The sequence below is a fragment of the Asaia krungthepensis NRIC 0535 genome (genome assembly GCF_025995175.1).
GTDB lineage: Bacteria > Pseudomonadota > Alphaproteobacteria > Acetobacterales > Acetobacteraceae > Asaia > Asaia krungthepensis.
On sequence record NZ_BAPV01000034.1, the window covers coordinates 1 to 11,183 of the forward strand.

The 11,183-nt window shown below is 53.7% G+C and carries 10 protein-coding genes and 3 pseudogenes; 7 read left to right on the plus strand and 6 right to left on the minus strand.

Features of this window, described 5'->3' with window-relative positions:
- From AA0535_RS10920 to AA0535_RS10935, 4 genes are all read left to right on the plus strand, one after another.
- Window positions 1-399: metallophosphoesterase family protein (locus AA0535_RS10920; protein ID WP_373319324.1), on the plus strand; the 399-nt coding region annotated here is incomplete at its 5' end.
- Between the two features lie 219 nt (window positions 400-618).
- Window positions 619-1,593: a DUF2167 domain-containing protein gene (locus tag AA0535_RS10925; protein ID WP_264816177.1), complete on the plus strand. Its 975-nt coding sequence runs from the start codon at window positions 619-621 to the stop codon at window positions 1,591-1,593.
- A gap of 34 nt (window positions 1,594-1,627) precedes the next feature.
- Window positions 1,628-2,203 (plus strand): J domain-containing protein, encoded by a 576-nt coding sequence (locus AA0535_RS10930; protein WP_264816178.1) that lies wholly within the window; start codon window positions 1,628-1,630, stop codon window positions 2,201-2,203.
- A 74-nt stretch (window positions 2,204-2,277) separates the two neighbouring features.
- On the plus strand, window positions 2,278-3,105 hold the full coding sequence (locus tag AA0535_RS10935; protein ID WP_264816179.1) for a hypothetical protein: 828 nt from the start codon (window positions 2,278-2,280) through the stop codon (window positions 3,103-3,105).
- Between the two features lie 80 nt (window positions 3,106-3,185).
- Here AA0535_RS10935 and AA0535_RS10940 read toward each other — a convergent pair.
- The 3 genes and pseudogenes from AA0535_RS10940 to AA0535_RS10950 all read right to left on the minus strand — a co-directional run.
- A pseudogene (locus tag AA0535_RS10940) lies at window positions 3,186-3,452 on the minus strand (integrase core domain-containing protein); the annotation flags it as partial.
- A gap of 93 nt (window positions 3,453-3,545) precedes the next feature.
- A pseudogene (gene mazF, locus AA0535_RS10945) lies at window positions 3,546-3,878 on the minus strand (endoribonuclease MazF).
- Window positions 3,878-4,117, minus strand: a complete 240-nt coding sequence (locus AA0535_RS10950) for an AbrB/MazE/SpoVT family DNA-binding domain-containing protein (RefSeq protein ID WP_264816181.1) — start codon at window positions 4,115-4,117, stop codon at window positions 3,878-3,880. Before AA0535_RS10950 ends, mazF begins: the two are co-directional and overlap by 1 nt.
- 187 nt (window positions 4,118-4,304) lie before the next feature.
- Here AA0535_RS10950 and AA0535_RS10955 point away from each other — a divergent pair, with 187 nt between their 5' ends.
- Window positions 4,305-4,529 (plus strand): hypothetical protein, encoded by a 225-nt coding sequence (locus AA0535_RS10955; RefSeq protein ID WP_264816182.1) that lies wholly within the window; start codon window positions 4,305-4,307, stop codon window positions 4,527-4,529.
- Between the two features lie 687 nt (window positions 4,530-5,216).
- A pseudogene (locus tag AA0535_RS10960) lies at window positions 5,217-5,491 on the plus strand (transposase); the annotation flags it as partial.
- Window positions 5,492-6,749: 1,258 nt separating this feature from the next.
- Here AA0535_RS10960 and AA0535_RS10965 read toward each other — a convergent pair.
- Entirely contained in the window at window positions 6,750-7,049 is a 300-nt protein-coding gene (locus AA0535_RS10965; protein ID WP_264816183.1) for a hypothetical protein, read from the minus strand.
- 122 nt (window positions 7,050-7,171) lie between these two features.
- Between AA0535_RS10965 and AA0535_RS10970 the strand changes: the two genes are divergently transcribed.
- Window positions 7,172-8,050, plus strand: a complete 879-nt coding sequence (locus tag AA0535_RS10970) for a LysR family transcriptional regulator (RefSeq protein ID WP_264816184.1) — start codon at window positions 7,172-7,174, stop codon at window positions 8,048-8,050.
- A 424-nt stretch (window positions 8,051-8,474) separates the two neighbouring features.
- On the opposite strand, the gene AA0535_RS10975 is transcribed toward AA0535_RS10970, so the two are convergent.
- Window positions 8,475-9,314, minus strand: a complete 840-nt coding sequence (locus tag AA0535_RS10975; protein ID WP_264816186.1) for a fumarylacetoacetate hydrolase family protein — start codon at window positions 9,312-9,314, stop codon at window positions 8,475-8,477.
- A gap of 736 nt (window positions 9,315-10,050) precedes the next feature.
- Window positions 10,051-11,183, minus strand: a 1,133-nt coding sequence (locus AA0535_RS10980; RefSeq protein ID WP_264816188.1) for a TolC family protein, incomplete at its 5' end; no start/stop codon positions are given.

Genomic DNA, 11,183 nt, shown 5'->3' on the forward strand with positions numbered 1-11,183 from the left:
GGTTCGACGCTCTGGACGGATTGCAGGCTGTACGGACGTCCGGAATTCCATGGACGCCTCGTCGAGCGCGCACTTAACGACAGCAGGTTTATCCGGGGTGCCGACGGGGTCACCGACGGGCCTGGCGGGTTTACTGCGTCCGAGGCCGCGCGCCGCCATGAGGACAGCCGTGCGTTTCTCGCCCGCGAACTCGGTGCGCCGCATGCCGATCCGACGATTGTCGTGAGACACCACCTGGCATCCCTGCGCGGCATTGCCGCCCGATACAGCGACGGCCCAGTCAATGCCGGCTTCGCCTCGAACCGCGACGACCTCCTGGCCATGGGTGCCGCGCTCCTGCGGACATATGCATGTCGGGCATCAGTATCGCGATGCCTCCGGCACGCTCGTAACTTGTAACCCTGTGGGATACCTGAGGCGTGGTGGTCCGGAAAATCCGGCCTTAAATCCGTGGCTTGTCGTCGACATCGCGCTGTCGAAAGACGGGACGTGGTGGTCCTCGGTGTCCGAGGGAGACATCTCCATTTGAAGGGGAAACGAGAGAGGCACTTGCTGGTCATTACGAAGTCGACGTGATAGGGACGTGACATTGTAACAAACAGTTCTCGGAATAATGGGATGGCTTGCAGGGTGGTGGGTTTTTTGATTGCTCGACGGCTTTATTTACGTCACTTATTCCTGACTGCCGTGGTTCTGGTCGGCGCCTTGTTTTCAGCACCGGCGCAGGCCCAGGACTCAACGCCGTCATCCGACCAGTCACCCGCGCCGGACAGCTCGGCGGCAAAAATAGCGGCCAAGCACTGGCTTACGGGGCCGAGCCAGCTGCGGCTGGCCGACATGGCCAGCCTCCCCATTCCCGCCGGATACGCCGCACTTACATCGCCGGACGCCAATGATTTCATTGCGCTGGAGGGCAATCCCCGACCTGATGGCCAGATTTATATCCTGAAGCCCCTCGCGGACAGCAAGAGCTGGTTCACGGTCCTAGAATATAACGACGTCGGTCACGTCAAGGATGACGAATCTATCGACGCAGACGCCCTTCTGGCAAACGAGCGGACAAATAGCGAGGCGGAAGACAAGGTTCGGGCGGAGAAGGGGCTACCGCTCCTTCCGTTGCAAGGCTGGGAACTCCGACCCGAGTTCAACACATACACGAAGCGTCTGGAGTGGGCATACCGGTTCGGTTCGGGTAACGATATCACGGACAACCTCAACACCCGCTTCCTGACCAGGACCGGCTATTTCCGGGCTATCGTCGTGACGTCCCCACAGAGCTTCGCATCCGACATTCAGGATTTCAACACCGTCATGGGGGGGCTGTCTCTTGATACTGGCAGTCGTTACAGCGCATATCAGTCCGGCGACAAGCTGGCCAAATATGGGCTTATGGGGCTCATTGGCGGCGGCGCGGCGGCGGTCGCGGTGAAGACGGGTCTCTTCGCTGCCTTGCTGGCAGGCATTGCGAAAGTTGCAGGCGTGCTTGGCATCAAGGCTGCCTTCGTGGCGATTGTTGGTGCGGTCGCCGCGGTGCTTACGCGTGTTAAGAAAGCCATTTTCGGGAGTAGCAAGAAGACCGGGGACGGTCAGTGACGCGAGGCTGCACCAAGTTTATGGGTATGTCATCATGATTGGGACTGACATTCTGTCCATTGCTGGCTTGGCCGTCTGCGCCGTCATCGGATATGTGGTTGTCTCGCGTATTCTTGGTTTCGTGACGAGGCTGCTCAGGCCTTCCGTGGCGACCCAGAGGAAGGCCAGGACGGGCCAGGCGGGCCCGAACCAGCAGGCCCACGATGAGGCCGCCCGCGCCGAGAATGCGCGCCGCCAGGAAGAAGCGCGACGGCATGAATGGGACGCAGCCGAGGAAAGCCGCCGTCAGAGAAAGGCGAATGCCGACGAAGCCGCTCGCAAGAAGCGTGACGAGCAGGTCCGCAGGGAGCAGAAAAGCAGGGAACGGCAAGAGCGCGAAGACGCCGTGCGCAGCAAGGCCAGGCGAGAACGTCGGCCATGGTATGTTGTCCTAGATGTTCGCGAGGACGCATCTGCTGCTGACATCAGGGCCGCCTATCGCCGCAAGATTTCGGATTATCACCCCGACAGAATGGCGAGCCTTGGTGATGATTTCAGGGTGCTGGCCGAAGAGCGCTCGAAGGAAATCAATGAGGCCTACCAGTTCATTCGTCAAAGTCGCGACGCCTGAGACGGCGGACCGATGACATTTATTTCTCAAATCCCGGTTCCTAGGGACAGCAAAACGGAAAGCAAAGGCGTCCCATGTCAGACACGCTGGAAATGACGGCAGAACCATCCCCGGCAAGGGCCGGCATGACGGCCCTACTGGCTTTCGGCGTCCTGCTTGGGGCGATGCGTTACGTCTATGTCAACCCCGACCGCTATCTTCTCGTTGTCGCGGGCGTTTTCGTGTCCTCGCTAATCTATTTTGTCGTATCGGCAATAAGGGGAGGAATCCTTTACGACATCATGAAAGGATTTCTGTTTGGTGCGGTAATATCCGCCATCGTAGAGGTGATACCGGTTCTCGATGTCATACTGACCATTGCTTTCCTAGCTCTCGGATTTTTGGCCCTTTTTAATACCGTGAAAAACATGCTTGTCGAAATCATCCTGAGTTTCGGCATGTTCTTTACGCTGTCTCACATCCACATGATTGGAACGGGCGAGATTATAGCCGGGCCCCACGACCTAGAGTGCTTGGTGTCGGCCTTTTCGGTCCTGGCGCTCATCACCTGCGTCCGGGTCGGCCTCCGCGCTTCCGGCGTGCAGGAAGCGCTCCTTTTGTTGAGCCTGACGTTTCTATCGATACCACTCGTCACGATTCTTCTCGTCTCGCTGGTGGCGTCTGCCCGCTCCTCGTCCAGAACAACGGTCGGCACGAAACGTGTCAGCGTGAAGCAAAATGTGTCCAGCCACATGCGCGCGCCAGCTTTCTCTTCGACGGGGTTCAAAAGCATCTATGTCAGGGACTACACTAGGACGCTGACCAAAACTGTAGCGGTGGCGGTCAACGGAGCCGGTCCCGGCATCATAGGCATGGGGGTGACCGGGGCGGTTTCAAGGAAGCTCAGCGGAAAGAAGAGGTGAGGAGGGTGTCCGTCGTTAGGACCTTTGGCATATTTCTTGGCATGAGATAGCGAAGAGCGAGCCTCGTCTGGAGGCTACGTTTAAGCGGCGATTGCGCAGTTTTGTAAGCCTCGATGAGCGATGTGTTCCGTTCGATCGTTTCGCGCTGTTTGATGATGGCTGAAGCCCGACCGAACCAAGGCGTCAGCGGGCTTCACGTTGTTGAGGCTCTCGTGGTAGCGCTGGTGGTTATAATGCTGGATGGATGCCTCGATCTGGCGTTCCAGATCCCCGGGTAGGAAGTAATTTTCCAGCAGGATGCGGTTTTTCAAGGTCTGGTGCCAGCGCTCGATCTTGCCCTGGGTCTGGCATTGGTCGGAAGCCGTCATGAACTTGAACGCTGCGAATGGCAGTTTCCGGTCAGGCCTTCCCGATAACCGACATTCCGTTTACCCCCCCAACTAGTCGATCAGGAGGCGTACCCGCTCACGGACCGCTTCAAGCTCGATCCTCGTAACTTTTCCCTCCATCTTGGCGCGGCGGGCTTTCCAGTCGAGGCTTCTAACCTGATCAGACAATACAACGCTCGCAGGCTGCCCCGGAAGTTGAACCTAGAACGGGTAGCCTTTGATGCGCGTAGTTGTGGGACAGCAGACGATCATGCCTGACTTTGAGTTGTAGGAAGCAGGCGACAGTACGACGGCAGGCTGGTGCCCGACCTGCTCACGACCCGCCTGAGGGTCGAATTCAAGCCATACGATGTCACCGCAGTCCGGCACCCATTCCGGTATCACTAGATTTCGCCGCCAGCTGAAGACCCGAAGTCCATCTCATCGTGGCGGTTCTCATTCGTAATCCCCGCCGTTAGGCTCTCCAGAGAAAGGCTCTCCCGACGGAGAGGTTGAATGATAATCAGCCCGTCTTCCTCCCGGACATCGACAGGTTGGTCGATCTTCAGTCGGACGGCTTCGAGAATGCTCGACGGCAAACGTATGGCGGCGCTATTGCCCCACTTGCGTACGGTTCCGTGCATGAATCGCCCTTCCTGGTGTCTACAAAGTAGATCCCAGGGGTCTGCTAGATTTCGCGAGCGAAAGTGCTTTCGACGTCTGAATAGCCATGATTTTCCCGAAAGCCGACATTCCGCTCCCTAGCCCTATGCGGCAACCTACTTCCATTTTCATATTGATCTTATCGGAAGTATAAAGGATGGGCGTGAAATGGCGTTGATTGGTCCGAAATACGACCTTGTTCGCGGGCGCCCCAGAAGAAGTTCGGCCCGCATCGATCCAGTGCCTGCACCGCCTTTTCGCCGAAATTCTCATTCGATTCCCGAGCGGAGAAAGCATTTCGAGCTGATCGATCTTCTTCTCAAATCAGACTACAAAACCGATGCTAATTCTCGCGCGGCAGTCAGACTATCTTTGCATTCAAAATCCTTCTGAAACCGTACCGAGGATCTATGATCCACGACATATTTTGATTATAAACAATGCTGAATGATAAAATGTGGGTAAGTCTGACTTGATAATATAATTTTGATGATACATTATAGTGGTTTATATCACTACATAGGTAATATTCTTGTGTGCCATATATCTATACATGTAATATTCCTAATTCTCGCAGCGGTTGTCAGTTACTATGAGGTCGTCGAGATATCACAGAGAGGATTTCGCGGAATAACCGCAAAGTATCATTGGACGGGATATTGTGTAATATTGGTTGTATCATTTGGTATGGGTTGTCTATCTATCAAAGCGATAGATATTCTAATTGAGGGTAGTAAGGTGCATTATATACACCGGATATCTTTGGCTATGGTCTCGATAACTTTCTTTGTTATGTGTGTTGTCCAATCGATACGTCACAAAAATGGCAATATATATACAGAAACACCAAGCAAAATATATGTTTTCCTAGAGGAGCAGAAAACAATTGTTGGAATACTTATATTTATATTGGCTCTAAATGAGTTTTTCACCACTTTAGGAGAGTTTGGGCGTGTCGTGATCAACCAACTTTAAAACTTGCAACACTTCTCATTCTCCTGAGGTCTGTTTGGAAAAGTCAGCAGAGTGCGCATCAAGCACGGGGTTCTGATCCCAGAGCAGAGTTCTTGAACGACTAGGATTGCTCGGAAGAGAAAGCGCTATCTGTCTAACACCACGAACGAGGAATAGGCGCGGAACGCGTCTTTGATGCCTGAACCGGGGTGTATGGGCCGGCCACGCGAGGTGAGCAACGCGGTACGTTATTTGGTTCGTCGGGGCAGACGGATGCTCCCAGTCCATTTCATACACAAGCGCACGGACTCTGCGTAATTTTGGGATTGGCGCGCCGGTTCCTGTTTCGCATCAGCCTCGACGTCGAGTTGACACTTGATCGGCAGAAAGTGGGGAATGAAGGCTTTGCATGCGATAATCAGGGATACGTCGGGGCAAAATTTGGGCGGCGAGCAGCATATTTCCGTCGAGATAGCTGGGTGGTCAGTTTTGTGGCTGCCGAGTTCTACCTGCCGACAGGTCGTCGAGCGAGCCTCGGGAGAGACCATGAGTGCTGCGCCGAACCCTCATGTGTTCTGACCTCCGTCGCCATAGACGCCAAACTCGCCCATAGACACACTTCTCCTAAGAACTCTAAACAGACTTTGGAGCAATAGTAGCCGCCTGTGTATCTTTCTCACTTCACAGAGCGGGGTACGATATAATATAAAAATCTATTATATATATTTATAAGTATAAATATAATTTGGTATACAACTCAGTATAAGAATTAGCTCTCTAACGCAAATAGCATAATTTATATCACTACACCATTGTATTCTCGCTTATTTCTGCGGATTTAGAGCCTGATATTAACGTAATTGGGTCAAGGTTTACTTAGTTTTCCGTAGGGGTTGTTGGATATACGCCTGTCGTTATTTTGACACGATACTCAACAAAAGGGCGTGTGTAAGATTCGTTGCAGTAACAGGTAGCTCGTCTGAAATATCCACGCTGCCCAAAAGACCTGCGCTAAAAACTCTAGAAAATCAGATTCACAACCGAAACCCTCAATTGGATTTATCGCTGTCGAGAAAAGACATGAAAATGTTGCGCACGCCGCAAGAGACAAATTTTTCTTCATTCAAAGGTGTTAGCTGCTTCATTTTAAATCGTAAAGAGAATCGTCCTACCTTTGGAAGAATCCGCATACACATATATTAAAGCAGGAAGGGCGAACTGGGCAAACTTACCAAGCGTGGCGTGGAGTTCGTCATACCCTCAGTCGTACGCTGTGACGTCCATTTTCCAACTATAGCATTGTTGTGGCGGGTTTGGCTGCTACCAATAAGCCAATCTTATGTGAATTCATACGCAGTTCTGTATGCAGCATTGTGTCTGCGCTGGGGCTTGGTCATTTGAGAGGGGGCAGATTGTATAGCTAAAGGGCCCAATCCAGCCCTTCATTTTATGCCAGCATAATCATGGGAGCAGAAGACGATCAGTGTTGTTGTGTCCCTGCTGATCGCAATGCTACGCTTTTACCTGATTAAGTTAAACATCCGCTCATCGAGATTCTGGTTTCTTAGAGGTCGCCGCTTCCGCGCCTACCAACCGTCTCCCACCTGATCAACGTCGGGACGACGAAAGCAGTCGTTTTTGATCGGCGGCGATCAAGCGTCAGATCGAACCCGCGTCCCAACCGTCTTCTCTGTCTTTTGCCTCGCCGCCTTCGTCGCATACCGGCTCTTGCATCGACATCCTGGTACGAATTACGGATGGCGCTCCTTGCGTCGTGCCCGTGGTGAGGTTCGATACCATGTTCGAACCCCTGCCGAGATCGATCGATCCAAACGACCAGGCGCTCGCGGCATCGGAGATCTGCTGCGCGTAAGCGGATGCCAGACTTTCCATCCGGGCACCGTCGATAGTGACCTGGACGGTCAGAATCGATGAACCAACTACAGTGACAATGCCCATGTGGCCGCCTCCTGCACAAAGCGTTCAGGGCAGTATGCATGTCGTGATTCCTACCCAATGATATTGGCAGTAAGTATGTGACATCATATCATCATATTAATTTGTTATTATAGGCATACCGGATGGGTATAGATCTAAGGCGACTCCGATCGTTCGTGACTGTGGCGCAGCTCGGGAGCCTGACCCGTGCTGCGCGGCATCTGCACATCGAGCAACCGCCCTTAAGCAGACAGATTGCCTCTCTAGAAAGGGAAGTCGGGTTCGACCTTTTTACTCGATCACGCACCGGGATGAGTCTTACTGAATTTGGCTCGGTATTAAGTCGGCAGGCGAGCCGGATTATAGCCGAATTCGACGTAATGGAAAATATTATTGAAAAATCAAGACGAGAACATAAATATAGAATAAATATAGGGATTTCAGACGGCCTACACAGCTTGGACCGTTTCATCAAATCGGTGATGGCGATAAGGTCTTTCGACCCTAGAGTGATTGTCGACCTCAAGCATGACTGCAATGAGAATGTCATCATGATGCTCAAAGAGGGGACTATCGACATCGCTGTGATCTGGGGTGAGACTGACGATGACAATCTTATAAACAAGATCATATTCAGAGAACGACTATATGCAGTAACCCTCGATTCCTATTCGACCAGAAAGAAACATTACCGAAATATTCATGATATAGATGGAGAGTATGTTTTAATACCATCAAAGTCGCGCAATAAATATTTCAATGACATGATGGTTAATCTGTTTCCGCCCGAGAGCACACGAAACATCAACCCCAATTACGATATCGACCTGCTGTCTCTGGCCCCGATGGTCGCTGCCGGGGCAGGATGCGGCCTCATTCCAAATCTGCTCACCTCAACCAACATACGCGGTGTTTCCTATGTCGAAGTCCATGGTGATGAAGCGGTATGCGTGGCTTCTCTGGTGACACGTCGTGAAATTCCGTCACCTCTTGTGCGCAGCTTCATGGCAAGTTTCCGCTGATAGAATGGCGAGGTATGGGGGCTGCGGTAGCGTAACAGCCCGCACAAGAAATAGCATCATACAACACGAGGGGTCCGCTCGGGGGATCCGAGGATAATGCGCACTTTACATGCCATTCTCTCCTCCCGTCTGCCGAAGGAGTGGCAGGGTGGGAGGTAATTGAGCTATGACGCTCGTGCGACCAGAGAGGGGGACTGACCTTATCTGACTTTCGGAATGGGGGTATGATTTATCTCATCAATATATGACTGCGGAAATCATATGCCACGCCCACACGTCATCCATCGTAGAAAGCGTCAACATTGTTCAATCCTAGAATCGGATATTGCTGATGCACCCTGCGTGCGTTTTTCTTACCCTCGAGATAGGCGCTGCATTTCCCGAATAACCTGTCAGACACGGTTAATTTGAGCAGCTCAGCTGTTCACCGCATAACGTATTGCTTCTGCTGACCTAGTCCCCCAATGCCAAGTTCAACAATATCTCCAGGCCCTAGATAAATTGGCTCGGGTTTCATCCCCATACCCACTCCGGCTGGGGTACCGGAGGCGATAATATCGCCCGGCATTAGAGTCATATAGCGACTGACATAGGCGACTATCTGCGCCACAGAGAAAATCATCGCGCGAGTATTACCTGTCTGCATGCGACACCCGTTTACGTCCAGCCAGATATCCAGCTCCTGAGGTCTAGGTACATCCTCTTTCGTGACAAGCCACGGGCCGAGCGGCCCAAATGTATCGCAGCCCTTTCCTTTGTCCCATTGGCTGGATTGCATTTGGAAAGCACGCTCGGAAATGTCATTGGCGATGCAGTAGCCCGCGACATAGCCAAGTGCCTCTTCCTCTGTCACATTCCGTGCGCGCGTACCGACTATGATGGCGAGTTCGGCTTCCCAATCGAGTTTTGTAGCGCCTTGGGGCATTATGATTGGGTCATTGGGTCCCGACAAAGCAGTAATCGCTTTGAGAAATATGATAGGTTCTGCAGGAAAAGGAAGACCCGCCTCTGCCGCGTGATCGCGGTAGTTAAGTCCAATGCAGATATATTTTCCGACTCCTGAAACTGGAATACCCAGGCGGGGATTAGACTTAACCAAGGGTAGACTTGATGGATTGATAGCAGCCAATTCGGCTAGCCGCCCAGGGGCTAATACGGACGGCGAGACGTCCTCGATTACACCGGTCAAGCTTCGCAATAGGCCAGCTTGATCCACCAGGCCCGGTAATTCCTTTCCCGGCTCTCCGTAACGGCATAATTTCATATCTGAATCCTCGCCCGTCTGTCGTGATCACAAATGATAACGGCGGATGCTTCGAATGCGTAAGTGACCCATGTTGTGTATCCTGTGATTGCTTTACTGCTCCCCAGGTCCGCTTCGTGCCCAAGTATCTGCGCCCGATCTGTTATACCGAACGCGCAGGTGTACCGATACGTATAGGTCGGGATAGTGCTTGTCAGTTCGCGGGCAGCGAGGGGCAAGACAGGGGGCCTTATCGTTAGGGCCAGTGAGTCACCTCGTTGTCCCGCCTTTGTTTCCTCTGGATCATCAACCAAAAAGCGACTGGCGCGCAGAGCAATGTGTTGCCAAGAGCGACTTTTGACGTGGCGCAAGCCGACATCAGACATGCAGCCTTCCTCTTCGGACATCAGCTTGAGCGAAAACAACACAGCCGGGTCACCTTTGGCTGCCCACGTCCCCAACATTATGTCTGCACCAGCGCTAAGGACCAGGCAGTCGCCGGACCTCAGACAGGCGCTGTCCGCCCCATTTGTCGTCGTTATAACCGTATCATCAAGTACAAAAGTTCCAATGTCGACAGCAGTTTCGCGTCCCAGCCTAAGGGCCACGTCGGTCCTCAGTTTGATCGGTTCAGTCACGCCTATTCGCCCCCAGTGCCTGAATGCATGGTCGCTACAGTTCCCAAACGAAAAATGATCGCCAACTGTGATATCTTGTTTGACCATATGAGCCAGCTCGTCAGGGTGTCGTACCGTGATCATCCCTCCCGCCTTTTATCGCTGGCTGATTTTAGAACCGCCTGCTGCGTCGTAGCGACAGGATATTGTGGTTCCCAGCCTCCACCGAGTGCGCGGTAGAGACGTGCCACAGAAACCGAAACCGTCGTTGTCGATTGCACAAGCTGACTCTGGCTTGTCAGAAGCGCGTTCTGTAGTGTCAGCACATTCAGAAAGTCTGACGCCCCATGCACATATTGCAACTGGGCGAGGCGCACGGCCATCTCGTTCTGGGCCACGGTCTCCCTCAGGCGGTCACGCTGCTGCTGGGCGGCCGAGAAGTCAGCCATGGCATCGTCGATTTCCTGCCATGCCTTGAGGATGGTGCGCTGAAGGGTTATCGCCGCTTCCCTCTGCTGCGCACGGCGCAGGCGCAACTGCCCCGTCAGGCGGCCGCCTTCGAACAGCGGCAGCGTCATGGTCGGGCCGAAACCATATTGCCGCGAGGCCCAGGAGCCGAGCCCGCTGAACTGCAGCGCCTGCACGTCCAGACTGCCGGAGAGGGTGATGCGCGGAAAGAAATCCGCTACAGCCACGCCAATGCTGGCGGTGGCAACATGCAACTGTTCTTCTGCCATGCGAATGTCGGGCCGACGCTCCGCCAGTCGTGACGGCAGACCGACGGGCACCGTATCGGGTACCGGCGGTATCGGTGCCGGCGTGCCGAGCTGTGTTCGGAGCGCTCCCGGCTCACGTGCTACCAGAAAACTCAGCGCGTTGATCAGATGCACTTCCTGTGCGCGCAAGATCGGCAGGCGCGACTGGAATCCGCTGAGCTGACCACGGGAATCCGCCACGTCGAGTTGCGTGGAGGCGCCTTGCGTGAAGCGCATCGTCGTCAAATCGACACTATGGCGCGCGGTGTCGATATTGCGCTCGACGATTGCGATCTGCGCCTGCACGCCGCGCAGATCGAGATAGTCCTGCGCGGTCTCGGCCATAAGCGAGACCAACACGTCGCGCTGCATGTCCTGCGTCGCCTGGACAGCCGCAGTTGCGGCCTCGACCTGGCGCCGGACATGACCCCAGAGATCGACTTCCCAGGACGCACTCATGCCGTATTGGGGTAAGTTGAAGGAAGGATTGCCGACTGTGCCCGGCATGGCCACGGGAC